Source organism: Thalassospira australica, assembly GCF_044790785.1.
GTDB classification, from domain to species: Bacteria; Pseudomonadota; Alphaproteobacteria; order Rhodospirillales; family Thalassospiraceae; genus Thalassospira; species Thalassospira australica_A.
The window spans coordinates 1,905,794-1,931,951 of the sequence record NZ_CP085258.1; the positions used below are offsets into that span (position 1 = coordinate 1,905,794).

25 protein-coding genes and 1 tRNA gene are annotated in these 26,158 nt (G+C 55.3%); 18 read left to right on the forward strand and 8 right to left on the reverse strand.

Translation table 11 applies throughout. The features are described 5' to 3' along the window. Window positions 1-32: 32 nt before the first annotated feature. Window positions 33-233, reverse strand: a complete 201-nt coding sequence (locus tag LG297_RS09120; RefSeq protein WP_404426600.1) for a heavy-metal-associated domain-containing protein — start codon at window positions 231-233, stop codon at window positions 33-35. 70 nt (window positions 234-303) lie between these two features. Continuing rightward, the gene (locus tag LG297_RS09125; RefSeq protein ID WP_404426940.1) at window positions 304-696 is read right to left on the reverse strand and encodes a type 1 glutamine amidotransferase domain-containing protein; all 393 of its coding nucleotides are present in this window, start codon (window positions 694-696) and stop codon (window positions 304-306) included. On the opposite strand from LG297_RS09125, the gene LG297_RS09130 reads away from it, so the two are divergent. Together LG297_RS09130 and LG297_RS09135 are read left to right on the forward strand one after the other, a co-directional pair. Then, on the forward strand, window positions 583-1,236 hold the full coding sequence (locus tag LG297_RS09130; RefSeq protein ID WP_404426601.1) for a LysR substrate-binding domain-containing protein: 654 nt from the start codon (window positions 583-585) through the stop codon (window positions 1,234-1,236). The two genes, LG297_RS09125 and LG297_RS09130, sit on opposite strands and share 114 nt — an antisense overlap. A gap of 78 nt (window positions 1,237-1,314) precedes the next feature. Continuing rightward, window positions 1,315-1,893, forward strand: coding sequence for a thymidine kinase (locus LG297_RS09135; protein WP_404426602.1), 579 nt, complete (start codon window positions 1,315-1,317; stop codon window positions 1,891-1,893). Between the two features lie 59 nt (window positions 1,894-1,952). Here the strand turns inward: LG297_RS09135 and LG297_RS09140 are convergent, their stop codons facing one another. Then, window positions 1,953-2,579 carry a LysE/ArgO family amino acid transporter gene (locus LG297_RS09140; RefSeq protein WP_404426603.1) on the reverse strand — a complete coding sequence of 209 codons (627 nt, stop codon included), beginning with the start codon at window positions 2,577-2,579 and terminating at the stop codon, window positions 1,953-1,955. A gap of 320 nt (window positions 2,580-2,899) precedes the next feature. Between LG297_RS09140 and LG297_RS09145 the strand changes: the two genes are divergently transcribed. From LG297_RS09145 to LG297_RS09175, 7 genes are all read left to right on the forward strand, one after another. Beyond that, window positions 2,900-3,799 (forward strand): LysR family transcriptional regulator ArgP, encoded by a 900-nt coding sequence (locus LG297_RS09145; RefSeq protein ID WP_404426604.1) that lies wholly within the window; start codon window positions 2,900-2,902, stop codon window positions 3,797-3,799. Between the two features lie 149 nt (window positions 3,800-3,948). After that, complete coding sequence (locus tag LG297_RS09150; protein WP_404426605.1) at window positions 3,949-5,235, forward strand: paraquat-inducible protein A; 1,287 nt, start codon at window positions 3,949-3,951, stop codon at window positions 5,233-5,235. Further along, entirely contained in the window at window positions 5,232-6,917 is a 1,686-nt protein-coding gene (locus LG297_RS09155; RefSeq protein ID WP_404426607.1) for an intermembrane transport protein PqiB, read from the forward strand. The genes LG297_RS09150 and LG297_RS09155 overlap by 4 nt, the downstream gene beginning before the upstream one ends. Further along, window positions 6,914-7,510: a membrane integrity-associated transporter subunit PqiC gene (locus LG297_RS09160; protein ID WP_404426608.1), complete on the forward strand. Its 597-nt coding sequence runs from the start codon at window positions 6,914-6,916 to the stop codon at window positions 7,508-7,510. The genes LG297_RS09155 and LG297_RS09160 overlap by 4 nt, the downstream gene beginning before the upstream one ends. A gap of 260 nt (window positions 7,511-7,770) precedes the next feature. Continuing rightward, window positions 7,771-9,459: a hypothetical protein gene (locus tag LG297_RS09165; RefSeq protein ID WP_404426609.1), complete on the forward strand. Its 1,689-nt coding sequence runs from the start codon at window positions 7,771-7,773 to the stop codon at window positions 9,457-9,459. Window positions 9,460-9,623: 164 nt separating this feature from the next. Further along, window positions 9,624-10,655, forward strand: coding sequence for a GlxA family transcriptional regulator (locus tag LG297_RS09170; RefSeq protein WP_404426610.1), 1,032 nt, complete (start codon window positions 9,624-9,626; stop codon window positions 10,653-10,655). Between the two features lie 52 nt (window positions 10,656-10,707). After that, window positions 10,708-11,883 carry an MFS transporter gene (locus LG297_RS09175; RefSeq protein ID WP_404426611.1) on the forward strand — a complete coding sequence of 392 codons (1,176 nt, stop codon included), beginning with the start codon at window positions 10,708-10,710 and terminating at the stop codon, window positions 11,881-11,883. 145 nt (window positions 11,884-12,028) lie between these two features. On the opposite strand, the gene LG297_RS09180 is transcribed toward LG297_RS09175, so the two are convergent. Continuing rightward, on the reverse strand, window positions 12,029-12,250 hold the full coding sequence (locus tag LG297_RS09180; protein WP_404426612.1) for a hypothetical protein: 222 nt from the start codon (window positions 12,248-12,250) through the stop codon (window positions 12,029-12,031). 278 nt (window positions 12,251-12,528) lie between these two features. Between LG297_RS09180 and LG297_RS09185 the strand changes: the two genes are divergently transcribed. Together LG297_RS09185 and LG297_RS09190 are read left to right on the forward strand one after the other, a co-directional pair. Beyond that, window positions 12,529-12,621, forward strand: a tRNA-Ser gene (locus LG297_RS09185). 149 nt (window positions 12,622-12,770) lie between these two features. Next, the gene (locus LG297_RS09190; RefSeq protein ID WP_404426613.1) at window positions 12,771-13,238 is read left to right on the forward strand and encodes a hypothetical protein; all 468 of its coding nucleotides are present in this window, start codon (window positions 12,771-12,773) and stop codon (window positions 13,236-13,238) included. Window positions 13,239-13,327: 89 nt separating this feature from the next. Here the strand turns inward: LG297_RS09190 and LG297_RS09195 are convergent, their stop codons facing one another. Further along, complete coding sequence (locus LG297_RS09195) at window positions 13,328-13,570, reverse strand: Lrp/AsnC ligand binding domain-containing protein (RefSeq protein ID WP_007089884.1); 243 nt, start codon at window positions 13,568-13,570, stop codon at window positions 13,328-13,330. Between the two features lie 97 nt (window positions 13,571-13,667). Next, entirely contained in the window at window positions 13,668-14,543 is an 876-nt protein-coding gene (locus LG297_RS09200; RefSeq protein ID WP_404426941.1) for a MurR/RpiR family transcriptional regulator, read from the reverse strand. A 507-nt stretch (window positions 14,544-15,050) separates the two neighbouring features. Here LG297_RS09200 and LG297_RS09205 point away from each other — a divergent pair. The 7 genes from LG297_RS09205 to LG297_RS09235 all read left to right on the forward strand — a co-directional run bounded on the left by LG297_RS09205 (window position 15,051) and on the right by LG297_RS09235 (window position 23,307). Then, window positions 15,051-15,560 (forward strand): TRAP transporter small permease subunit, encoded by a 510-nt coding sequence (locus tag LG297_RS09205; protein WP_404426614.1) that lies wholly within the window; start codon window positions 15,051-15,053, stop codon window positions 15,558-15,560. Further along, the gene (locus tag LG297_RS09210) at window positions 15,557-16,882 is read left to right on the forward strand and encodes a TRAP transporter large permease subunit (RefSeq protein WP_404426615.1); all 1,326 of its coding nucleotides are present in this window, start codon (window positions 15,557-15,559) and stop codon (window positions 16,880-16,882) included. Before LG297_RS09205 ends, LG297_RS09210 begins: the two co-directional genes overlap by 4 nt. Before the next feature lie 170 nt (window positions 16,883-17,052). Next, complete coding sequence (locus tag LG297_RS09215) at window positions 17,053-18,105, forward strand: TRAP transporter substrate-binding protein (protein WP_007089880.1); 1,053 nt, start codon at window positions 17,053-17,055, stop codon at window positions 18,103-18,105. Between the two features lie 255 nt (window positions 18,106-18,360). Continuing rightward, window positions 18,361-19,728, forward strand: coding sequence for a glutamine synthetase family protein (locus LG297_RS09220; RefSeq protein ID WP_404426616.1), 1,368 nt, complete (start codon window positions 18,361-18,363; stop codon window positions 19,726-19,728). A gap of 84 nt (window positions 19,729-19,812) precedes the next feature. Next, window positions 19,813-21,204 carry an aldehyde dehydrogenase family protein gene (locus LG297_RS09225; RefSeq protein WP_404426617.1) on the forward strand — a complete coding sequence of 464 codons (1,392 nt, stop codon included), beginning with the start codon at window positions 19,813-19,815 and terminating at the stop codon, window positions 21,202-21,204. A 29-nt stretch (window positions 21,205-21,233) separates the two neighbouring features. After that, the gene (locus LG297_RS09230) at window positions 21,234-22,403 is read left to right on the forward strand and encodes an iron-containing alcohol dehydrogenase (RefSeq protein ID WP_404426618.1); all 1,170 of its coding nucleotides are present in this window, start codon (window positions 21,234-21,236) and stop codon (window positions 22,401-22,403) included. A 46-nt stretch (window positions 22,404-22,449) separates the two neighbouring features. Then, window positions 22,450-23,307, forward strand: a complete 858-nt coding sequence (locus tag LG297_RS09235; RefSeq protein WP_404426619.1) for a type 1 glutamine amidotransferase — start codon at window positions 22,450-22,452, stop codon at window positions 23,305-23,307. On the opposite strand, the gene LG297_RS09240 is transcribed toward LG297_RS09235, so the two are convergent. Together LG297_RS09240 and LG297_RS09245 are read right to left on the reverse strand one after the other, a co-directional pair. Continuing rightward, complete coding sequence (locus LG297_RS09240; protein WP_404426620.1) at window positions 23,304-24,254, reverse strand: carbohydrate kinase family protein; 951 nt, start codon at window positions 24,252-24,254, stop codon at window positions 23,304-23,306. The two genes, LG297_RS09235 and LG297_RS09240, sit on opposite strands and share 4 nt — an antisense overlap. A 146-nt stretch (window positions 24,255-24,400) precedes the next feature. Beyond that, window positions 24,401-25,996: a bifunctional metallophosphatase/5'-nucleotidase gene (locus LG297_RS09245; RefSeq protein WP_404426621.1), complete on the reverse strand. Its 1,596-nt coding sequence runs from the start codon at window positions 25,994-25,996 to the stop codon at window positions 24,401-24,403. Window positions 25,997-26,158 lie beyond the last annotated feature (162 nt).

Sequence of the window (26,158 nt, forward strand, 5' to 3'; positions counted from 1 at the left end):
TGGGGCGGCCTTTTCATTCGTGGGGTGTGCGATCAGGCCAGTTCACGGGCCGGGTAACCGGCATCGTCAATGGCGGCGATCAGGGCTGCGACATCGGGATTGCCGGTTACGGTTACTTCGCCTTTGGCAAGGTCGATATCGGCTTTTTCAACGCCTGAAATGCCTTCGGCGGCTTTGGTAACAGTGGCAGCACAATGGCCGCAGCTCATGTCATCGACTTTCAGTTTCAGCATTCCGGTGGCTCCATAAGTTTGGATTCGATGACCTGACTATGGGGCTTCCAGTTGCTGGAAGGTCAAGCGATTATTTACCCAGCAATCTGATAGCCGCGTCGGCGGCCGCATCGCTGGATGCCGGGTTCTGGCCGGTCACCAGTTTGCCATAGACAACCGCATGGGACGCCCACATATCGCCGCGTTCATAAAGACCGCCCTGTTTGGTGAATTCGTCCTCGATCAGAAGCGGCACGACTTTTTCAAGGCCGACGGCCTTTTCCTCGTCATTGGTGAAACCGGTGACTTTTTTACCAGCCACCAGCGGCTTGCCGTCCTTGGTTTTGGTATTCACGAACGCGGCCGGGCCGTGGCAGACGGCGGCGACCGGTTTATCCTGTGCGACAAATGCCTCGATCAGTGCGATGGATTTGGCATCAATCGCCAGATCCCAAAGCGGCCCGTGGCCACCGGGATAAAACAGCGCGTCATAATCGTCGGCTTTCAGGCCATCAAGCGTTACGGTATTGGAGAATACCTTCTGGGCGTCGGCATCACCTTCGAACCGTTTGGTGGCATCGGTCTGTGCGTCGGGAACCTGGCTGTTGGGATCATTGCGGCGTCAGAAGGCTACGTTGCACGCGCTGGGTTACCCGAAGCCCCCGAGCAGCTCGCCGATCATGACTGGGTGATGTATAGCCGGGTACCCGAAACCCTGCGTCTGACCTGCGATGATCAGGAAAAATCCATTAGGGTTTCGGGCAGCGTCCGGGTTGATAATGCAACCGCCCGCCTGCAATTCCTGCGTGGTGGGCATGGGCTTGCGGTTGTGCCGTTTTGTGATATTGCCGATGAAATTGCGCGTGGTGATCTGGTGCATGTTCTGCCGAACTGCAAATTGCCCGATCTTGAAGTCTTTGCCGTGTTTCCGACCGGAGTGACGCGCAGTGCCAAAATCCAGTCGTTGCTTGATTTCATGCGCCGCGAATTGCGTGACATCGATGTGGGCCGCAATGGCGGATAACCGTTTTTGGCTGCCGTTGTCATATTGATCAATCCCGATTGATCGGCTATTCCCCAATAACGATCTTGAGGGGGAATCATGGCCAAGCTGTTCTTTTATTATTCGTCGATGAATGCAGGCAAATCGACGACGCTTTTGCAATCCAGTTTCAACTATCAGGAACGCGGCATGCAGACGCTTCTGCTGACCGTGGCGTTTGATGATCGGTTTGGTGTTGGCAAGATCGCATCGCGCATTGGCCTTGAAGCCCCGGCGGTTCTGTTTGACGGCAATACCGACCTGTGCGCCCTGATCAAGGAAAAGCTTGATGAAGGCCGGATTGATTGCGTGCTGGTGGACGAGGCGCAGTTCCTGACCAAGGATCAGGTCTGGCAGCTTTCCGATGTCGCCGACAAGCTTGGCGTGCCGGTGCTGTGTTATGGCATTCGCACCGATTTTCAGGGGCAGCTTTTCGAAGGCTCAAAATGGCTTCTGGCCTGGGCCGACAAGCTAAGCGAGCTTAAGACAATCTGCCATTGCGGACGCAAGGCCGGGATGGTTCTGCGGGTTGATGAAAACGGCAATACGGTGCGCGAGGGGGCCCAGGTCGAAATCGGTGGCAATGATCGTTATGTCTCGGTCTGCCGGCAGCATTTCAAGGAAGCAATGAGCAAATAAGCTGCCCGATCCTTATTTTTCACAAAAAGTGTTTAATCGCATGGATTGCTCATTTTTTCTTAGGAATGAAGCAGGAGCATGATTTCCGGCGCGATCAATGTATAGGCCACCAGCCACATCACCGCACAGGTCACCCCGTCAATGATTTTCCACGTAATCGGTCGCGCCACATAGGGGGCCAGCCACGCCGCCCCAAGAGCGATGGCAAAGAACCAGACAAAGCTCGCACTCATCGCACCAAGCGCGAAGGTCAGACGTTCATCAGCCGGGAATTGCCCGCCAATCCCGCCCAGCATGACAACGGTATCAAGATACACATGCGGGTTCAGAAGGGTCACGGCCAGTGTGGTCGACAGTACCGCCTTCCAACCGGCTTGTTTCACATCGCTTTCTGACAGGGTTTCGGTTTCAAACAGACGTCTCAGCGCGCCAAATCCGTACCAGATCAGAAAGGCCGCACCGCCCCATGCCGCGATTTTGGTCAGGATCGGGTAGGTGGCAACCAGCGTTCCCAGACCGGCAACACCGGCGGCGATCAGCACGGCATCACACAGCGCACAGACAAATGACACCATCACCGGATGGTTGCGGCGCAATCCCTGTCCCAGAACAAAGGCGTTCTGCGCCCCGATCGCAATGATCAGTCCGCCGCCAAGGCCAAATCCGGTCGCAAAGGTCAGAAGCATTTTTCATCCCGCAAAATCGCTGTTGATGGGGCAGGGATAGCAGCTTTAAGAAATAAGAAAATCGAATTATCATGATATAGTATTAGTAAATTTTATGATTGAAATGCGCGAGGCAGCGTATGACCAACCCCGTTATCATTCGGCTCACAAGCTGTTTAAGTAGCACGGCAGCATAGTCGTGACGACGGGGGATACAGTCCTGATGGGGGCGATATATCATTGCTGCCAGCGAGCTGCTCTATGCGGGTGATACATTATTGGAGACAGGTGATGCATCGATGAAGAGGCATGTGGCTGGTGGATGAGGCAAGGATAATAAAATGATCGATTACAAGCTGTTGCAAGCCAGCGCCGAAGTGATTCGTCATGGCAGTTTTGAGAAGGCGGCGCGTGATCTTGGCCTGACGCAATCGGCGATATCGCAGCGGGTCAAGTTGCTGGAAGACCGGTTGGGGCAGCCATTGATCATCCGCTCCAAACCGATAGCCGCGACTGATGCCGGAAAGCGGCTTTTGCAGCATTATCAGCGGGTCAGTCTGCTTGAGCAGGAATTGTATGAGGAATTGCCAAAGCTGCATTCGGCCAACCGGTTTGGCCAGATCGCGATTGCGGTGAATGCCGACAGTCTGGCGACATGGTTTGTCAATGTGCCCAAGAAGCTGTTTGATGAGCTTGACCTGCTGGTGCATCTGACGGTCGAGGACGAGGCACTTAATCACGAGGCACTTCAGGCCGGCACCGTGCTGGGTGCGGTCAGTTTGCGGCCCGATCCGATACAGGGGTGCCGGGTGCGGCCATTGGGGGCGATGCGCTATATCATGGTGGTGTCACCGGAATTCCGCGACCGGTACTTTGCCGATGGTGTAACGGCGGATGCGTTGCGATCCTGCCCGGCGGTGAATTTTTCACGCCATGACGAACTGCAGAACCAGTTTTTAAACCGGTATTTCGGATTGGTGCCGGGCGAGTTTCCGGCCCATACGGTGCCGAGTTCACAAGGCTTCGTCACCGTGGCCGAGCAGGGCATTGCCTATGCCGTGGTCGAGGAGCATCAGGCAACGGACGGTTTGAAAAGCGGGCGTCTGGTGCAGCCATGCCCGCATGTGATCGAACGACCACTTTATTGGCATCACTGGAACATGCAAAGCGGGTTGCTGTCGCAGGTGAACGAGATTGTTCTGGGCGAAGCGCGCCATTATTTGCCCCAAATCAGGAACTAAAGGGTTGGGATCGCGTTTGTTTTCAGGTTTGCCGATATGCCTTTCAGGCCATTTTGCGGGTGATCGGATTTGACAGGGGATGAATTCTGCCGCTTACTCATATGACTTCCAGATTGTGCGCTAACGCCTTATGGAAACAGGAAGATTGAATGTCGCATCGCCTTGTTGCCTGTGAACATTGCGATTACCTGCATGTCGAATACGACATCCCGCCGGGCTTTGTCGCGCGGTGTACGCGGTGCGGGTCGCCTTTGTATCAGGCGCAGAAGGGGACGGTCGAACGACCGCTGGCATTTGCCATCACTGCACTTGTCCTGTTTCTGATTGCCAATTCATTCCCGATCCTGACCTTTGCCATGGAGGGGAGAACGGAAAGCAACACACTGTTAAGCGGAGTTGCGACCTTCTGGCAGGAAGGGTTCCCGTTTCTGGCCTTCATGGTGGCGTTGACCTCTATCGTTGCTCCGCTGATGCTAATCGGAGCCTATATTTATGTCTTGGCCCCGCTTTATCTCGGGTTCGTGGTGCCGGGTTTGCGGGCAGTCTGGCGTGTTTTGGCTGTTATTCGGCCCTGGTCGATGCTGGATGTGTTTCTGATCGGGCTTCTGGTTGCGCTGACGAAGCTGACGGATTTTGCTGATGTCATTGCGGGGCCAGCCTTTTATGCAGTTTGTTTTCTGATCCCGACGACATTGCTGATGAGCACGACGCTGGATACAAGGACGATCTGGCGGAGACTGGCGCCGGAAAATTTGCGTTATGCGACTTTAGAGGATCTGGAAGAATTGCGTGCCGGTACCGGGCAGGAAAAGGCAACAGGCTGGATGACCTGCGAGACCTGTGCGTTTGTCGTAACGGACAGTGCCGCACGGGAAACCGGGGGCAAATGCCCGCGTTGCGGGACGCATCTGCATCATCGCAAGTCGGGCAGCCTGTCGCGGGCCTGGGCGCTGCTGGTGACGGCGGTCGTTTTGTATATCCCGGCCAACATTTTTCCGATCATGACGATCACCTATCTGGGGCGCGCGGAATCCGATACGATCCTTTCCGGGGTGGTGGTGCTGTTGCAATCCGGGCAATGGCCGATTGCCATTGTCGTCTTTACCGCCAGCATCGTGGTGCCGATCATGAAGATTATCCTGCTGGGCTGGGTTTATGCCGCAACGGGGCTGGGGCTTGCCGGGCCGCTTCGTGAACGGACATTGATCTATCGCGTGACCGAACTGATCGGGCGCTGGTCGATGATCGATGTGTTTATGGTGTCGATACTGGCAGCACTTGTGAAATTGGGTAACATTGCAACCGTCGCACCGGGTTTTGGTGCCGTGGCCTTCTGTGCCGTGGTCATTTTGACCATGCTGTCGGCGATGGCATTTGATCCGCGGCTGATCTGGGATCGGGCGGGAATGCAAAAGGAACAGGGGATGTCAGCATGACGGACGACACCAGCCGGACTGCCGGTCAGGGGCAGCCAGGCCGACCCGATGTGAAAAAGGCGTTTCAGAACCTGCCGATCATCTGGATTGTGCCGATTGTGGCGTTGATCATCGGCGGCTGGCTGTTATGGCGCGATGCCGTTTCCAAGGGGCCTGAAGTCACTGTTACATTCGAGACAGCCGAGGGACTGACGGCTGGAAAAACCGCCGTGCGTTATCGCGATGTCGATGTCGGGCAGGTCACCGAAATCAATCTGAGTGACGATTTCGAACAGGTCGTTCTGACCCTGCGAATGAATGCCGATTTCGAACCTTATCTGACGGACAAGACCAAATTCTGGGTTGTACGTCCGCGTGTTTCGGCACAGGGGATTTCAGGACTGCAAACCATCGTTTCGGGTGCTTATATCGAAGTGGTTCCTGACAGGTCGGGCCAGGAGGCCCGCGAGTTTACCGGATCGGAAGAACCGGAATATGTGCCTGATGGATCGGACGGAACACGGTTTATCCTGATGGCGGAGGAGCTCGGTTCGATCGCGTCGGGAACACCGGTTCTTCTGCGCGGGGTCGAGGTTGGCGAGGTTCTTGATACCAGTCTGGACACGTCGGCCGAGAAGGTCTCGATCCCGATTTATATTCGCAAACCGTTTGATGCATTGGTTAAGCGGGATACCCGGTTCTGGAATTCCAGCGGCATCAGTCTTGATCTGAATGCAGAGGGCTTTTCCGTGCGTGCGCAATCGGTGCGGTCGGTTTTGGCCGGCGGCATCAATTTCTATACGCCGGAAGAAAGCCTGGATTCCGAAACGGCAAAGTCCGATACGGTGTTCCGCCTGAATGATAACCGCAAGCAGGCGGAAATTCTGGCACACGGGATTACCCAGAAATACATGCTGTATTTCGATTCATCGGTTCGCGGACTGACACCGGGGGCACCGGTGGAGTTCAATGGTATTCGCGTGGGTAAGGTCAATAGCGTCAATCTGGAATATGTTGTACCGAACCAGTCGTTCCGGGTGCCGGTCGAGGTCACACTGGAACCGGAACGGGTGCAGATGGTCGGCGGGCAGGGTCCCGAAAATACCGACTATGCGCAGATCATGGATGTTCTGGTCGAGCGCGGCCTGCGGGCACGCCTGAAAACCGGAAGCTTCATCACCGGTCAGCTATTTGTCGATCTTGGTATGCATCCGGTAACACCGGCCCGGTATCTGGGCGACGGGCAGGGGAAAATTCCCGAACTGCCAACATTGCCGCAGAAAATCGACGAGATCAGCAATTCGCTGTCCTCGTTGCTTGAAAAGGTCGAGACATTCCCGATTGAGGAAATCGGTATTCGTCTGCTGGGGACTGTCGAGGGCATGGAGAATATCGTTACATCACCTGCAATCATCGAAGGGATGGACAGCCTGAAACAGGCCGCCGCCGGGGTGAACCAGCTTGTGACGAACCTTGATACCAGCGTGTTGCCGGCAACCCAGAAAGCACTGGAAACCGCACAGATAGCGCTTGGCGGGGTGCGCGATGTGACATCGCCCAGTTCGCCGGTCCGCTATAATTTCGAGGAAACCATGAAGGAATTGTCGGCCGCAGCCCGGTCGTTGCGCGATCTTGCCGAATTCCTTGAACAAAATCCGAATGCCCTGATTTTGGGTAAACCGGGCCGCCGGGAGGAAGAATGATGCAGATGACAACGATCCGAAACCGGTTGGCCGGTGCAATGCTGGCGATGTCGATCGGGATGCTTGGTGCATGCAGTACCCCGGTTCAGGAACGCTATTTCGTGTTGTCACCGGACGACGTTTCCGGCCCGTCAGGCAACGGCAAGACCGCGGTGATGGGGATCGGGCCGATTACCATCCCGAGCCATCTGGATCGCAGCCAGATTGTGACGCGCAGCAGTGACAACCGTCTTGTGATCAATCAGTTCGACCGTTGGGCCGAACCTCTGGATGAAAATATCCAGCGGGTGCTGATTGAAAATCTGGATCGTCGGCTGCATCCGCAACGGATCGAGACATTCCCGTGGAATTCGCGCGATGGTGTCGTCTGGCAGATCGTTGTCGACATTGGCGGTTTCGAGCGCCAACCTGACGGATCGGTGCAAATATCTGCACGATGGAAAATCGTCAATTTCGATAGTGGCGAAACCGTTGTATCGGAACGATTTTCTGATTCGATGATGCCTCGCGATACGACAACCGAAGGGACGGTTGCCGCGATGAGCGATCTTTTGGTACGTTTGAGTGATTCGATTGCCCGTTCCTATCAATAGGGCCGGAAGGCAGATTCCTTAGACTTAAGAACATGTATCTAAGGTTGTGATGATGTATCATTGATCATCGTGGATTGCAGGATTTCACCGAAAAGCAATGATTTTCGGTGTTATTGGAAAAGTTCGAGTTCGCCCTATTGTTTTCAGAATCAGAATTACCTTATAAAGAAGTATAAATATAAAAAACGGGACACGCGCCTGACTGAGTTTTGGCATGTAAATGCCGCCCCAAACAGGAAGTTAGGGAGCCAGTGCGCGTTATGTCGGATACGACATTTGAAGTACGGGTCCAGCGTGGGGAACGCTGGATTATTCATTCGACCTTTGATGTCGAAAAAGAGGCGGTTAGCGAGGCTGAAAAGCTTTTAAAGACCAAGGTCTCTGCCGTTAGGGTTGTTCGCGATTGGGAACGCGCTGATGGTCGACATATCGAAAAGGTTCTTCTGGAAAAGCAGGGTGCCGGCGACGACGACGACAAGGATGTCCGTGTCTCGGCCATTGATGATGCGCCGCTTTGCGATTCCGATAACGACCTGTTGCAGTCGGAAAGCCGGGCAACGATCAATCGTCTGCTGCGCAAATATTTCGAACAGGAAATCCTGACACCTTGCGAGGTAATGTATAATTACCAGAACCTGCGCAAGTTGATGTTCCACGATACCCTGATGCCAACCGCAGTCGACAAGGTGGCCGGCATTCATGCCAAGGCGACCGACGGCGATCATATCGAGGCCATGAACAAGCTGCATGGCGCGATAGAACAGTTGGCTGCCCGCGCGCGCGAGGTCGAGAAGGTTGACCTTCCGGCGTTTGAAGATGCCACCATTTCCGAAGTTCGCGATGAAATTCGCCGTCTGAACCTTGCGGAAGATACCGACTTTCTGACCATGGTCGCGCTGACCCGGGTATTGTCATCAAGCCGCAACTGGGTGGGCAAGCTTGATTTGGCACTAAAGGTCAAGGGTGACGAGAAAGACGAGGCCGCGCGCAAGCTTCTGGATGATGTTATTGCCGATATTCTTGGATCGCCGGTGGCGTTGAAGGAATTGCTTGGCAGTTCGCGCAGTTTTGGCGATGCGGTGATCCTGCATATCGACCTGGCGATGGGGCGGGCGCGTGGCAATCGCGGTTCTGCCGATGATATTCTTGAACTGCTGAACCCGCTGTTCGGGTCCGGGTTGCTGGCGACGTCGCAGGACGCGCTGTTTGACTATATCGTTCGCGAATTGCGTAGTGCGAACAGCCTGACCCGTCATGAAAGTGATCCCGATCCGCTGGTTGGCATTCTGGACCGGCTGGTGAACGAGAAGGGCGTTGTTTATGGCGCGCCAATGGTATCTGCTCTTGCCGAGCGCGGGGCGCGTATCCGCAATGTCGGCGGTCCCCGTGCCTTGATTGACGGAGTGGCGGAAATCAACAGCCGCATGGGGCCGAACTTCCGCAAGATGGCGTGGCTTCTGGCAGTTGTGAATTCGGGGATTGTCGAAGATTTCGAGGATGAGTTGTTCGATATGCTGATCGATACGGTCAAGGATATGCGGGCATTGCGTGCATTCTGTGACAGTGAAGCCAAACCGCGCGACAAAATGGCGACGGTCACGATGATGAATGATGCGCTTCAGGCATCGAAACTTTCCGACGAGCAGAAGCAGCGCATTGGGGACAAGCTGGACGAGGGACTGGCCGATTATCTGGTGCGCGAAAAGGTGATCGAGCGCATCGATAATCCGTCACTTCATCTGCGCAAGCGTGCCTATATGCTGGTGCAGTTCTGTTCAAGCGGCGTTCTGATCGAAGGCAAATCGGCATCGATGGCGCGAAAAAGGGTTGTCGGATACCTGAAGCAACCCAATTTTACGGACAAGCTGGTTGATGACATCAAGGATATGACAGCCAAGGAAGGCACGATACGTGACTTCTATGCCCTGCTGCAGCGAAGCGGTTTTTAGGGCGGTCGATCCGGAGTTTGGTGGGGAGACGCAGTAAAAACTGCGAAGAGACACACCCCGCGAAAATTGTGACAACAGATGTTGTGGCAAGATTCGTGGGGTGTTTGTCATTGTTGCCAACAACATCCTGAGGCATGCTGTATTCCTGATGAACGGGGATTGCCATGCCAGACCGCAAAACCAGTAGCAAAACCATTGCCTGCCTTGCCTTTGACGACGTCATGAGCTTTGACGTTGTCGGGCCGTTGCAGGTTTTTGCATCGGCCAATAGCGAACTGGAACGGCAGGGACGCGAACGGGCCTATGAGGTGCTGGTGATTGCCGATGCCGCCGGGCCGGTACCGACATCGGGCGGGTTTAAACTTTATGCCGATCTGGATTGGCGGGACCTTGATCTGTCGGCGACCGATACCGTCCTGATTGCCGGTGGCGATGGCGTTACCCGGTTGCGTCAGCGTCCGGATATACTGGAATGGCTGGCGCGGGCAGACGGTCATGTCGGGCGGCTTGGTTCCGTCTGTTCGGGTGCGCTGATCCTGGCCGAGGCAGGGCTTCTGGATGGCAGGATGGCAACCACGCACTGGTCGCGCTGCGACGAGATGCGCGCGCATTTCCCCAAGGTCAATGTGATCGAGGATCGGCTGCATAGTTATGACGCGACTGGCCTGGACGGTGATCCGCATATCTTTACATCCGCCGGGGTAACGGCGGGTATTGATCTGGCGCTGGCACTGGTGGAGGCCGATCACGGGCGGGCGATTGCCCTTGCCGTGGCGAGGCGGCTGGTGATGTTTTTAAAACGGCCGGGCGGGCAGGCACAGTTTTCGGCCTATCTGACACCTGCCATCGGGGCGACTGCCCAGCTTGCCGGATTGCTGGAATGGATACCGGGCCATCTGGACAGTGATCTGTCGCTGGAAGTTCTGGCAAATCGTGCGGGGATGTCGGCACGGACATTTTCACGGGTATTCACCCGTGATCTGGGCATGACACCGGCACGTTATGTTGAACGGGTCCGGATCGAAGCCGCGCGTGCCCTTTTGCAGGATGATGGCATGACGGTGACGCGTGTGGCGCGGCTTTGCGGTTTTGGCCATCCGGAAACCCTGCGCCGGGCCTTTCAACGCCATTTATCTGTCAGTCCGCAGGAATATGCTGATCGTTTCGGGCGAAGGCCGGTGGCCGTTCCGGTTTAGGGGAACGGCGAAGATATTTTCGTAATCATCTGTTTTTATTGGAGTTGGCAACATGCTGTTACTGACCAATGGATCGGTGCGTCTGCTGTTTATTGCCCAGGCGCTTTACTGGTCCTGTTCGCTGATCGGGATAACCCTGACATCACTGATCGGAATTGATCTGGCACCCGTGCCGGAACTGGCGACCCTCCCATTGGCGTTATTGCTGCTGGGGAACCTTGCCTGTGTGCATCCGTTGGCGATGATCATGCAGTATTATGGCAGGCGGACCGGATTGTTTCTGGGCGCGGTCAGCGGGGTTCTGGGCGGTACCGTGGTGGCGGGTGGTGTTTATCAGGCAGAGTTCAGCCTGGTGTGTCTCGGCACGTTGCTGATTGGCGGCTATCAGGCATCGGCGATGTATTACCGTTATGCCGCACTCGAAGCAGTGCGCGATGATCAGAAGGGCCGTGCGGCGGCACTGGTGGTTGGCGGCGGTGTTCTGGCAGCCCTGATTGCGCCGGAAATTGCCAGCCATACCCGCAATATGGTGGCGATCCCGTTTGCCGGATCGTATCTCGCACTTGCCGGGTTGGCAGCAATAGCGGCGCTTATCATGTTGATGTTGCGTGATGGCGGGGTTCCGGCAAAAACCCGCACGGGCGGGGCGATCATGCTGGAACTGTTACGCCGTCCAAGGTTGCGCGGGGCGATTGCAGTCAGTGCGGCGGGGCATGGCATCATGATCCTTGTGATGACGGCAACACCTCTTGCCATGAAGTTTTGCGGGTTTGATGTCGACACGGCGGCGAATGTCATTCGCTGGCACATTATCGGCATGTTTTTACCGGCCTTTTTCGCTGGACCGATGATTGACCGGTTCGGGGCGCGTTTGATGGCGATGGTCGGTGCGCTCGCACTTCTGTTCAGTGTCGCGTTTGCCGTATCGGGGATCAGTTTTTCGGCATTTCTGATCAGTTCGTTTCTGCTGGGGATCGGCTGGAATCTGATGCTGCTGGCGGGGACGACGCTTTTGGGCGAGGGGCATGATGCATCGGAACGCGGCCATGCGCAAAGCCTGATGGAACTTGGTAACAGCATTACCGGGACGGTGGCATCGCTGGTGGCTGGTGCGCTGATTGCCGGGGCGGGATGGAACATCATCAATTTCGGGGTTCTGCCGATACTGGTGATGGCCATGGTCCTGATGTGGCTTGGCGGGCGGAAGGCGGTTACGCAGCGGGCATAAGCCGGATAAAGAAACCGCCGGTCAACAGACCGGCGGTTGGAGTTGCAGGGCGAACGGGGAGTTTCGCCCCGGCGCGATCTCGTATCGCGTGGTGTACCGGGCGAGAATAACCGCGCCCTGTATCCGGGCAATAAAAAACCGGCCATCAGGCCGGTTGGGCATTCATTGTCGGGCTGTTGGCCGCGACGAATTCCTTGATCTTCTGCAGGACAAACTCGCGTGACGAGTTTTCACGGGTGCGGAACAGAACTTCGCGATCGTGAATGACGAGGCCAAGATAGACCGGACTATTGTGGCCTTCCTTGTTAAGCTTCAGGGCTCGAAGGGTATGACCAAGGTCATCCGTGCTCTGATAAACGGTACGCATGATGCTTTAACCTGCTTTCTGTCTCAAACGGGAAAAAGAAGATTACCGTGATCTTATGACAGGCAAGTTTTTCGGTGCGATGACAGCAATATGATGGTTTGAAGACTCTTTTGATCCTCAACCGCAAAAGGCAATGGCAAAGCCCTTCAAAAAGCTGGTGGTTTCATTCGCCCGGTTTGATAAAAGAAAACGACCAAGTCGCCTGTTTCCGGCATTGACATGGATTGATGCGATGTTTAAGAAAGGCGTCGTTCCGCACGGAACACCAAAGAGATAAAGGGCAAGTGGCCGAGTGGCTGAAGGCGCTCCCCTGCTAAGGGAGTATAGGGTCAAAAGCCCTATCGAGGGTTCGAATCCCTCCTTGCCCGCCATTGATCAAGGCATCCGAACAGGGTGCCTTTTTCTTTTGGGCCGGGAATAAAACAATCATTCCAAACGTTATCGTAACAGGCGGGCTCACTAATGGCGTTCCCGAACATCATCTATGATGGATCAGCTTTAATAATTCGATGAGGTTGCGATGATGTATTTCGATCAGTTCAAGTCCATCGCCAAGCGATTGTTACTTGCGGGTTCGACCTTGCTGGCAGTGATGGTTCTGACGGCAACGGCGGCTGCGAGCAAACCGGCTGCCGCACCAGTTTACGAAATCGCGCAATCGGGCGGTTTTAGCCAAGAAGAACGGCGCATCATTTATGACGTGCTTGATGCGGTTGACCGCAATATTGGCGATGACGAAAATCGCGGCAAAGGTGGCAAGAACAAGGGCAACGGGAAAGGCGGATTGCCACCAGGCATTGCCATGAAGCTTGAACGCGGCGGCACCTTACCCCCGGGGATTGCCAAGCGCGATCTTCCGGTGGATTTGCAGTCGCGTCTGCCATATCGTTCGGATGCCATTCGCCAGATTGTTGGCAACGATGTGGTCCTGATTGAAAAGGGGACCGATATCATCCTTGATGTGATCCGCGATGTGGTGCGCAATTAGCCCCGACGCCTGTCTGGACACGTGATCCGGACAAAGAAAAACGCGGTGTAAATCTCACCGCGTTTTTGTTTGCGTTCTTCGCCCGATGATCAGGTGAAGGCGTTAAAGGTGATAATCGTCTGGGTGTCCTTGATATGGGGCAGCAGATGGATTTTTTCGTTCACATAGCGCCCGATGTCCTGACCGTCCTCGATATAGACCTTGACCAGCAATTCAAACGGGCCGGAGATCGAATAGACTTCAGAGACCCCTTCGATTTCCTCGACCAGTGCTGTGGCAACGTCATAGGCTTTGCCCAGATCGCATTTCACGAAAATGAAAAAGGGGTGCATCGGTGCGGCTCCGGTATTTGGGGGTACAATTTATGCCCCAAGCTATCGCGGTGCGGCGGTGGTTTCAATCATTACTGCGGCGAATGTACGCTGCGTATTACGATTGCGGCGGGCGGCGCAGCATTTCAAGATGTTTGATGCGCGCACGCACCTGTTCGGGATTATGTTGCCCGACACCTTCAAGCAGGGTTTCAAGCATCACCATGCTGGCTGCCGAGCTATCCCATGTGGCGCCGGTCTCGATGCGGACCGGAAAGACATGCCGGGCGAATTGCGCAATCGGGCTGAGCCATTGATCGGTAAACAGGATGATTTTGGCATCCTGCTTTGCCGCGGCTTCGGCAAAGGCGATGACATCGGCCTGATAACGCCGGACGTCAAAGACCAGCAAAACATCGCGTTTGCCGACATCGAGAAGGTCTTCGGCCCATTTGGCACTTTGACCCGAAACGCGGCGCACATGGCTTCGCATGGTGCGCAGATGTTCATAGGCGTAAACCGCAAGGGCGGATGTAAACCGCCCGCCCAGCAGATAGACCGATCCCTTGCAATCGCCGATCAGTTCGATGGCACTTTGCAGTTCGGCCGGATTGATATTGGCAAGGCTTGTGCGGATGTTGCTGATGGTGGCTTCGGCCATGTCATGAAGCAATTCGCCCATCGGATGGTCCGACCGGTTACGCGAACGGGGCAGGCTGCTTCGGGTCAGGGGCGATTGCAGGCGGGCTTCGAGTTCGACGCGCAGGCGCGCCTGCATATCGGGGTAACTGTCAAAGCCGATCTTGCTGGCAAAGCGCAGCACCGTCGGAGCGGAAACACCGCACCGTTCGGCAAAGGTCGCCACCGTTTCCAGACCGGCCATCGGATAGTTGCCAAGCAGGGCCTGGGCCAGCTTGCGTTCCGATGCGGTCAGTGTATCGGCTTTTTGCGTGATCTGTTCGGCGACTGTCGGTTTCGTTGCCTGCTGCTTCACATTCAAAGGCGATATTTCCCCGGTTATGCCATTCACACGGAATGGCCAAACACCCGCAAAGTGCGCTTATGCATTGTTCGGGCGCGGTTTACCTTGTCTGACCTACAAATACAATGATTGTAATGAATTTTACAATATTTGATATTCTTGTCATCAAAATTGAAATCATGTAACGTTCGTTACAGAAGGGATAAAACCCGTACCGCGAAAAGCGGTGCAACAATTCAACGGCTTGGCAAAAGCCGGTCGCCCGGGAGGCGGTTCATCACACGGTACGGCCTTGCAAAAGGTTGTGCAGACAAGGGGATGCAATATGGGTTGTCAGGGCTGCGGATACTTCCATCCAGATTTGGTGACGATGTCGAGCGTGCCGGTTTTTCCCCGGCGGTAAGGCATTTCGCATCACCGTTCGCCGCCATCGGATGCGAACGGAGGGAATGGTATTTGCAGATGACAACCAGCCATTATTGCATCCGATAGAACAGGGAGATTTCGGGGTGGCGTTAGATGCCTGAATTTATCAAGACCTATGTCAGATGGGTCGATTGCGTGAACCGGATCATCGGCCGGTTTGCGATGTATCTGATCTTTGCGATGCTGGCGGTGCTTTTATATTCTGCTGCGACCAAAATGATGGATTTTCCGGCCCTTTGGACACTGGAAACCGCGCAGTTCCTGATGGTGTCCTATTTCCTGCTGGGCGGGGGATATTCCATGCAGCTGGACTCGCACGTTCGGATGGATTTGCTGTATGGCGCCTTGTCGCAGCGCAAACAGGCCGGGCTTGATGCGATCACCATCCTGTTTCTGATCTTTTATCTGGCGTTTCTGCTGTATGGCGGCGTGTCATCGACATTCTATGCGTTCGAATATGGCGAAACCAGTTATTCGGCGTGGTCGCCGCCGATGACGCCGATCAAGGCGATCATGACCTTTGGCGTGTTCATGATGTTGCTTCAGGCCATCGCAACCTTCTTCAAGGATCTGGCAGCCGCCCGCGGGGAGAGCCTTTCATGAGTTACGAGATGATCGCTCTTCTGATGTTTTCCACGATGATGCTGATGCTTCTGACCGGGAAACGGGTTTTTGGTGCCATCGGTTTTGTTGCCGTTGTTTTTGCCCTTGGCATGTGGGGGGATGGCGGTTCTGAAATGGCGTTCAGTGCCGCGATGAAGCTGATGAAGTGGTATCCGCTTCTGACGCTGCCGCTGTTTGTCTATATGGGATACATGCTTTCGGAATCCGGTCTGGCAGATGACCTTTACCGGATGTTCCATGTCTGGATGGGACCGGTCCGCGGTGGCCTTGCCATCGGGACGATTGTCCTGATGGTAGCGGTTTCGGCCATGAACGGGCTAAGCGTTGCCGGAATGGCAATCGGGGCGAGCATTGCACTGCCCGAACTTTTGCGGCGTGGCTATGACAAGATCATGGTGACCGGGGTTATTCAGGCGGGCAGTTCGCTTGGTATTCTGGTGCCGCCAAGTGTGGTTCTGGTGCTGTATGGCATGATCGCGCGTCAGCCGGTCGGACAGCTTTGGCTGGCGGGGGTGTTCCCCGGGCTGCTGATGGCGGGCATGTTCATCGTCTATATCGCCATTCGCTGCTGGCTGCAGCCCAGCATGGGCCCGGCACTGAGCAAGGAAGAGCGCGCGGAAATCACATGGGGCGAGAAGGTCGGCCTGCTGAAAGCCGGGATCGTTCCGCTGTTCATCTTTTTCTCGATGACCGGCCTGTTCCTGATGGGGATTACCTCGCTTGTTGAAAGTTCGGCGGTGGGTGCGCTTGCCGCGACCCTAGCTGCCTTGTTCAAGCGTCGTCTGAACCGCGTTGTCATGGAAGAAACCCTGCGCAAGACGCTGTCGATCAGCTGCATGTTCATGTGGATCATTCTGGCGGCGCTGGCATTTGGCGCGGTGTTTGACGGGCTGGGTGCGGTTCGCGCGATCGAAAGCTTCTTTGTCGATCAGATGGGTCTTGGTCCATGGCAGATCCTGATCATGATGCAGATTTCCTTCATCCTGATGGGCATGTTCCTTGATGACACGGCGATGCTGGTGATCGTAGCACCGCTTTATGTCCCGCTGGTCGGGGCACTTGGTTTCGATCTGGTCTGGTATGGCGTGCTTTATACCATCACCTGCCAGATCGCCTATATGACGCCGCCGTTCGGTTACAACCTGTTCCTGATGCGTGCCATGGCCCCGCCAGAGGTGACGTTAAAGGACATCTATAAATCGATCACACCGTTTGTGATCATCATGGCGTTGGCGTTGGGCATTGTGATGGCGTTCCCGCAAATCGCGCTGTGGCTGCCGGAATGGCATTACGCCCGGTAAACGAGACGAACCCGATCGCGGCGGGGGCATAACAGGCCCCGCCGTTAAAAACAAAATCAATTCAGGGGAGGTTTGAATTTCCAGCAAGAGGAGGCGCTGCCAGACCCGTTAGGCGGGCAGGGTAGTGAATTAAAGCGTTAACGAACTTCATCGATCAGGGAGATGATACAATGACGACGAGACGCGACTTTATGAAGAAAGCCGGTGTTGCAACCGCAGCAGCGGGTACGACCGCCTTTGCCGCACCTTATGTCAAGGCGCAGAATGCCAAGATCACCTGGCGTTTGCAGACCTATGCCGGTCCGGCACTGGGCGAGCATGTGATCAAGCCGGCAATTGATGCCTTTAACAAGGTCGCCAACGGCGAAATGGAAATCGAACTTTATTATGCCGATCAGCTGGTTCCGACTGGCGAGCTGTTCCGTGCCATGCAACGCGGCACCATCGATGCGGTTCAGTCCGATGATGACTCGATTGCGGCCCCGGTCGATATTTCGGTCTTTGGCGGCTATTTCCCGTTTGCAACCCGTTACAGCCTTGATGTTCCGGTCCTGTTTGAAGAGTACGGCCTGAATGAAATCTGGGACGAGGCATATGGCGAAGTCGAAGGTGTCAAATGGCTTTCGGCCGGCTCCTGGGACCCGTGCCATTTTGCAACGGTTGATCCGATCAACAGTCTGGAAGACCTGAAAGGCAAGCGTGTCTTTACCTTCCCGACGGCAGGTAAATTCCTGTCGCGCTTTGGCGTTGTTCCGGTCACCCTGCCGTGGGAAGACATCGAGGTTGCGGTTCAGACCGGCGAGCTTGACGGGATTGCATGGTCTGGCATCACCGAGGATTACACGGTCGGTTGGGCCGATGTGACCAACTACTTCCTGACCAACAACATCTCCGGTGCATGGTGTGGTTCTTTCTTTGCCAATGAAGAACGCTGGAACGAACTTCCGGAACATCTGAAAGTTTTGTTCAAGCTGTGCATGGATAGCTCGCACTATTATCGCCAGCATTGGTATTGGGGTGGTGAAGCCAAACTTCGGACCCAGGGGACGAAGCTGAAGCTGACTTCGATTCCCGATGCGGAATGGGCGACGGTTGAGGCCGAAGCTCATAAATTCTGGGACGAGATTGCACAGACCAGCCCGCGTTGCGCGCGGGTTGTGGACATCTTCAAGCAGTATGCGGCCGTGATGGAAAAAGCGGGCAAACCGTACCGTTACAGTTAAGCCGAACGGGAATGGTCGCATTTGACCGGGCAGGGGCGCAGACGCATTATTTGTGTCTGTGTTCCCTGTAATCCCTTGGATTTAGATGATATTCCGATTTGTAACAAATAATACAAATCAATAATATTTATGTTTATTTATTGCGTGATGTAATTTATGTTACACAATAAGACGTCACAAGACGCGATGATCAAAAACGGGCAGGAACCGGTCAATCCGATACAATAACAAAGCCCAAATCACAGGAGGCCGCCGATGCAGGCGAAGGATGTCAAAACCGCCGATGACGCACGAAAACTGATTAAGGAACGCGACATCAAATTCGTCAAAATCGGTATTTTCGACGTCGACGGGATCATGCGCGGCAAATACATGCATCGCGACAAATTCCTGTCGGCGCTTGATTCGGGTTTTGCGTTTTGTGATGTGGTTCTGGGCTGGGATTCAAATGACCAGCTTTATGACAAGTCCGAATTTACCGGTTGGCATACGGCATATCCGGATGCCCCGGTGCGCGTGATCCCCGAAAGCTGCCGCGAATTGCCGATGGAGGACAGTACGGTTCTGTTTCTGGGCGAGTTCGAGGGACGGGCGGAAACCGTGTGCCCGCGGGGCACATTGCGCCGTGTCCTCGATAAAGCCGATAAGATGGGATATGACGTTTCGGCCGCCTGCGAGTTCGAGTTTTTCCTGTTCGAGGAAGACCCGCATTCTGTGCGCGAGAAAAACTATCGCAATCTGAAGAACATCACACCGGGCTTTTACGGTTATTCGATGCTGCGCAATTCCGTGCATTCGGAATTCTATCATGACCTGCTTGAACTGGGTGAAAGCATGGATTTCCCGATTGAGGGACTTCATACCGAAACCGGCCCCGGTGTGCTTGAAGCCGCCATCGGTCATGATGAAGCGTTAAAGGCCGCCGATAAAGCCGCCCTGTTCAAGACTTTTACCAAGGTTCTGGCCCAGCGTGCCGGTTGGATGGCGACCTTTATGGCGAAATGGTCGCCCGATTGGCCGGGGCAGTCGGGGCATATGCATGTTTCAATCAAGGGCAAGGACGGCCGGGCGGCATTTTATGATGCCAACAAGCCGCATAATATGTCCGATGAAATGCGCTGGTTCCTTGGCGGTCAGCAGAAGCTGATGCCGGAACTGCTGTCGATGGTGGCCTGCACGGTAAACAGTTATTCGCGACTGATTCCGGGTTTCTGGGCACCGACGACGGCAACGTGGGGTGTTGAAAACCGTACCACGGCCCTGCGGGTTATTCCGGGTAGTGCCAAATCGCAGCGTATTGAATATCGCATTGCGGCGGCGGATATTAACCCATATATCGCGCTTTCAGCCGCCATCGGTTCGGGGCTTTGGGGCATTGAAAACAAGGTGGAGCCGGGCGAAATGGTCGTCGGCAACGCCTATGCACAGGAATTTCCCGAAGATACGACGTTGCCAGCCACCCTTTACGAGGCAGCCGGACGTTTGCGCAAATCCGCAGCGGCAAAATCGCTGTTTGGTGAAGAATTCGTGACCCATTACGCCCAGTCGCGCGAATGGGAAGAACGCGAGTTCCGCAAGGCGATTACCGACTGGGAAATGCAGCGTTACTTTGAAATCATTTGATCTGTTGCGCGGGGCGACGCATCGTCGCGTCGCGCCCGATCACATATTTTAGCGCCCTAACTCATTCTCCAATTGTGAGGCATTATGTCCGAGAGTTTACGCACCATCTCGCCTGTTGATGGATCCGTTTATGTCGAGCGTCCGCTTGCCAGCGCCGCCGAGATCAACAAGGCACTTGATATTGCCCGCGCCGCGCAGGCCGAATGGCGCACTGTGCCGGTCGCAACCCGTCAGGAAATCCTGCGCAAGGCGGTTGCCGCCTTTGTTGCGAAAAAGGATGAAATTGCCGCTGAAATCAGCTGGCAGATGGGCCGGCCGATTTCGCAGGCCGGTGGCGAGGTTAACGGTTTCAAGGAACGCGCTGATTATATGATCGATATCGCGCCTGAGGCGCTTGGCGATTACAATCCGGGCGAGAAGGCCGGTTTTAACCGTTTCATCCGTCGCGAACCGCTGGGTGTTGTTGCGATCATCGCGCCGTGGAACTTCCCGTATCTGACGGCGGTGAATGGTGTTGTTCCTGCCCTTATGGCGGGGAATGCGGTGGTGTTGAAACATTCGCACCAGACCCCGCTTTGTGCCGAACGCTTTGCCGAGGCGTTCGAAGCCGCCGGTCTGCCCAAGGGATTGTTCCAGTATCTGCATCTGAGCCATGCGGATGCGGAAAAACTGATGGGTGATATCCGTGTTGATTTCGTCAATTTCACCGGTTCGGTGCCGGGCGGCCATGCGGTTCAGAAAGCGGTTGGTGGCAAGTTCATCGCGACCGGTATGGAGCTTGGCGGCAAGGACCCGGCCTATTTACGGTCGGACGTCAATATCGATCATGCGGTGGAAAACGTCATTGATGGTGCGTTCTTTAACACCGGTCAGTCGTGCTGCGGGATTGAACGTATTTACGCCCATGAAAGCGTGTTTGATGCCTTTGTCGAAAAGGCAGCCGACCTTGTTTCGCAATACCGCCTCGGCAGCCCGATTGATACGGAAACCAATCTTGGCCCGATGGTGCGTGCATCGTCGGCAGCCTTTGTGCGTGGCCAGATTGCCGATGCCATCCGTGACGGGGCAAAGGCATTGATCGACCCGTCGAAATTTGCCGCAAACAAGGAAGGCACCCCGTATCTTGCGCCGCAGGTATTGATCAATGTCGATCATTCGATGCGCGTCATGAGCGAGGAAAGCTTTGGCCCGGTTGTCGGCATCATGAAAGTGACGTCCGACGAGGAAGCCATTGCCCTGATGAATGACAGTGAATTCGGCCTGACGGCATCGATCTGGACGGCGGATGAAGATGCCGCCCTTTCGATTGGTGACCGGCTTCAGACCGGAACGGTTTTCATGAACCGTGCAGATTACCTTGATCCGGCACTGGCCTGGACGGGTGTGAAAAATTCGGGACGTGGATGCACGCTTTCGAAACTGGGTTACGAATCATTGACCCGGCCGAAAAGCTTCCACCTGCGGACCAAGATTTAACGTCGCGTTTGCGCGCAAAGGATACAGAAATGACCAAGAAGATTGTTGGAAACTGGAACTTCCCGACCTCCGTGCGTTTTGGTCCGGGCCGTATTTCAGAACTGGCAGATGCCTGCAAGGCAACCGGCATGAAGAAGCCGTTGCTGATCACCGACGAGGGCCTTAAGGACCTGCCGATGGTGCGTGATGCGATTGCCGCAAACGAGGCCGCAGGGCTTCCGACCGGGCTGTTTGCCGGGGTGAAAGGCAACCCGACGGGCAAAAACGTTGAAGACGGTCTGGCGGTATATCGTGCAGGCGGTCATGACGGTGTGATTGCGTTTGGCGGCGGTTCGGGCCTTGATGCGGCCAAGGCCGTGGCCCTGATGGCCGGGCAGACCCGCCCGATGTGGGATTTCGAGGATATCGGCGACTGGTGGACCCGTGCCGATCCGGCCGGTATCGCCCCGATTGTTGCGGTTCCGACCACGTCGGGGACCGGTTCCGAAGTGGGCCGTGCCAGCGTGATCACCAAGGAAGACACGCATGAAAAGAAAATCATCTTCCATCCGAAGATGTTGCCAGCCATCGTGATTTCCGATCCGGAACTGACCATTGGCCTGCCGCCGCATGTGACGGCGGCAACCGGTGTCGATGCGTTTGTGCATTGTTTCGAAGCCCATTGTGCGCCGGGTTATCATCCGATGGCGGATGGTGTTGCTCTTGAAGGTATGCGTTTGATTGCCGACGCGCTGCCGCGCGCCTATGACAATGGCAAGGATATCGAAGCCCGTGCCGATATGCTTTCGGCGGCGTCGATGGGGGCGACAGCCTTCCAGAAGGGACTTGGCGGTGTTCACGCACTGGCCCATCCGATCGGGGCGATTTTCGATACCCACCACGGCCTGACCAATGCAATCCTTCTGCCGTATGTCATGCGGGCCAACCGCCGTGCGATTGAAGGCAATTGTGAAACGATTTGCCGTTTGCTGGGCCTTGCTGCACCGAGCTTTGACACCCTGTTTGAATGGGTTCTGGCGTTCCGTAGCCGTCTTGGCATCGTCAATACGCTGGCGGAAATCGGTGTCGACGTAAACCGTGCCGAAGAAGTCGCGACGAAGGCCAAGGGCGACCCGTCCGATGGTGGCAACCCGATTGATCTTTCGGTGGCCGATTATGCCGAAATCTTCCGTCGGGCCTGTGTCGGCGAACTTGGCTAGGCCGAAGAAACGATAACCAGAACAATAACGGGATCAGGGTGTCATTATGGAAAACGTCAGAAAAATCCTGATTGTCGATGGCAATCGCCATGAGGTGAATGAGCTGAACCGTTCACTGGGTGGATCGCCATCGGGCGAGGGATATGAAACGGCCCTGCGACACCTTGATCCTGAACTTGATGTTACGATTGTCCGGCCTGCGGATGATGGGCCGGACTGTCTTCCCGATGGTGTCAAACTGTCGGATTTTAACGGGATTGCGTGGACCGGTTCGGCGCTGAATGCCTATATCGATGAAGATGCGGTTTTAAACCAGTTGCCATTGGCAAGGGCAACGGTTGAATCCGGTGTGCCGGTATTTGGCAGTTGCTGGGGCATGCAGATTGTTGCCCGTGCGTTTGGCGGTGAAGTGCGCGCATCGCCCAATGGGCGCGAGATCGGCGTGGGCCGCATGATCCGCCTGAACCGGGCGGGGGTAGCGCATCCGATGTATCGCGGGAAGTCGATTTGTTTTTCGGCACTGACCGTGCATATGGATGAGGTATCGATTCCGCCCAAGGGGGCCGTAATCCTTGCGGGGAACGAGCACAGCCATATTCAGGCATTGGTGATGGAAAATGACGGCCTGAAATTCTGGGGCGTGCAATACCATCCCGAATATACGCTCGCGGAACTTGCCGCCATTTTTCGGCGGTATGGGCAGCGCCTGATTGACGCCGGGTTGTTTGCTGATCAGGGGGCGCTTGAAACCATGGCAGCCAACTGGATGACCTTGCACGAGAACCCGGATCGACGGGACCTGGCGTGGCAATACGGGATTGATAATGATGCGCTACGTTATGAACGCCGGTTAATTGAACTTGGTAACTGGTTGAAATATTCCGTCGGAGATGGTCGCAGCTAAATCGTTTTCTTATAAGCGTTTAAAGCCCGTTCCTGAACCGTTTTGCCATCGAGGTTCCAGACGGTTGTACCGCGGGTTTCCGCCGTCAGACTTGCCATCGCAAGGCCGGTGCCAATCGCGGCGTCAAAGCCGGATTCCAGTTTGCTGAAAGCCGACAGGAAGCCCGAATAAAACGCATCCCCGGCTCCATTGACGTCAACGACCTTGGTTGGCAAAGGACGCCAGAAGGCAGTTTCACGGCCATCGGCAGATACGACACCCTTGGCACCCAGCGTGATGACAATATGGGGAATGCCATGATCGCGTAGAACCGTGATTGCGTTTTTGGCATCATCAATGTCGTTGATTTCAATACCGGATAAAACTTTTGCCTCGGCCCGGTTGGCGATCAGGAGATCAAGTTTGTCCAGAATCGGCCTCAAACGTGCCGATTTTGACGGGGATACGGTCGCGGCACAAAAGTGTGATGTGCCTTTCTGGTCGGCCAGCCAGATCAGCGTTTCGGTCGGCAGGTTGGCATCGACCATCCACCAGGGCCAGTTTTGAATATTTGCCAGTTGATCAGCCAGAAGGTCGCACGTCAGGCGGTCATAGATTTCGGCATCCATCAGCCCAAGGGCCAGTTCGCCGGTTTCATCAAGAATGGCGGTGTAACCCGCAGTGTGACCGCCGGGAATTTTGCGGATTTGCCGAGTATCGATACCGATTTCGGACAGGGACTGGATGATTTCATCGCCGTCGCCATCTGCGCCGACCGCACCCAGCATGCCGACATTGCAGCCGAGCAAGCGCAGGTGAACCGCGATATTACGGCTTACACCACCCGGTTTGCGATGCAGGGTCCGCACAGGGTTCGACGCCGCAGGCACGAATGTTTCCGTGCATTGCAGGGTTCGGTCAAAATGAGCGGCACCAAGGCAAAGGATGTTGCTGGCCGGGTTGATCAAGATGATGCTCTGTTTCTTATTGAATGGATCGTTGGCGACAGGTGCGAAGTCATAAGCCGCAGGGCCAACGCAACGCAAGTAAAACAAGAAGGGCGATGCACGAGATTCTCGTGCATCGCCCTTTGGTCAAACCCGTTGGCTCGGGCTTATTTCATCATGATGCGATCATGGGTTGCAGGGGTCATCGGCGAATTCATGCCGATATATTCCGCAACAGCCTGTTCAAGGTTCGGACCGAAATCATAGACATCGGTTGCATTATCGCGGAACAGGGCATAGCCATCCCCGCCATTGCGCATGAAGTCGTTCGAAACAATCCCGTATGTTTTGGTCGGATCAATCGGGGCGAAAGTGCCGCCTTCATCAACCATGACGTTGGATACGCGCGATCCAACCGGTGCGTTAAGGTCCAGATCGAATTTCAGACCGGAAACCTGCGGGAACTGGCCTTTGCCCTCGGACACCATTGATACGCCATGTTCAAGCGATGCCACGACATCGGCACCCGACAGTTTGAAGGTTGCCAGAGCATTCTGGAACGGCAGAACCGTCAGGACTTCGCCCATTGTCACGGTGCCTTCGTCAATGCTGGCACGGATGCCGCCGCCATTCTGAATGGCGATCTGATACCCTTCGCCAGCTTTCCACAGCATCGCATCGGCAATCAGTGACCCCATGGTGCATTCCATCGCCCGGCAGGTTTCACGGGATCCATCGGCGGCCGTGGTGAAGCTTCCGACCTCGACAGTGCGAACGGCATCGACCGCATCGCTGACTTCGGCGATTTTCGCCAGAACGTCTTCGGCGGGTTTGATGCTGGCATCAAGGGTGATCGGTTCACCCGACCATGCTTTTGCAACACCGTCATCGTCAAAGGTGACCTCAAGCGCGCCGAGATAGCGGCTATAGGCGTAGGCCTGAACGACAAGAACAGGTTTGCCATCCGGTGCGGTTTCAACAACCGGGTAGGGATAGTCGGCCTTTTCATTGGTGTTCGAGAATAGCTGGTTATCGTGGCCACCGACGATGACATCAATCCCGCTGACGGTTTTTGCCAGTTCAAAATCCTTGTAGGACCCGGAATGGCTCATGACGATGATTTTGTTGATGCCCTTCAGGCGCAGGCGGGCCACGGAATAGCGCAACGCCATTTCGGAATCGGTGATGCTGACATGGTCGCCCGGGCTTGAGATATCCGGGGTTTCTTCGGTGGTGATGCCGATCAGGCCGATTTTCTCGCCACCGACTTCGACGATGGTGTCAGGCTTGATGAAGCCTTCAAGGCCGGAACCGCCAAGTGGTTTTACGTTGGCCGACAGAACCGGAATTTTGCTGGCCTTGATGAAGGCGGCAAGAACATCGGGGCCGTCGTCAAATTCGTGGTTGCCGATGGTCATGGCATCATAACCCGCCATTGCCATCAGTTCAGCGGTCAGTTCGCCCTTGTAGGTCGAATAATAAAGCGACCCCTGGAACTGATCGCCGCCGTCCAGGACAAGGACATTGCCGCCCATGGCGCGATTGTCGCGAATGGCGGTTGCAAGGCGCGCGTAACCGCCAAAGCATTTGCCTTCGGTTTCGTCTTCCGCGCTGCAGCTGTTGTTGTATTTGGTTACCGATTCAACGCGGTCGTGAACGTCATTGGTATGCAGGATACGAAGATCATAATCCGCAAGTGCCGAACCGGCACCAAAAGTCAGCATCGTACAGGCCGAAAGCAGCCCGGCAATTTTCCGTTTCATTTTTATCTCCAAACCAAGCCATTTTGCCGGGATCCCTCGACCCGGCGTGGCATGAAAAGTCAAATCCCTGAACGCACGCGATCCTAGCATTAAAATTCCGGCGGGGGTACGTCCGGTTGATGACGTGAGGGTTAAATTGTCGATCCGCACCAGGACGATGAA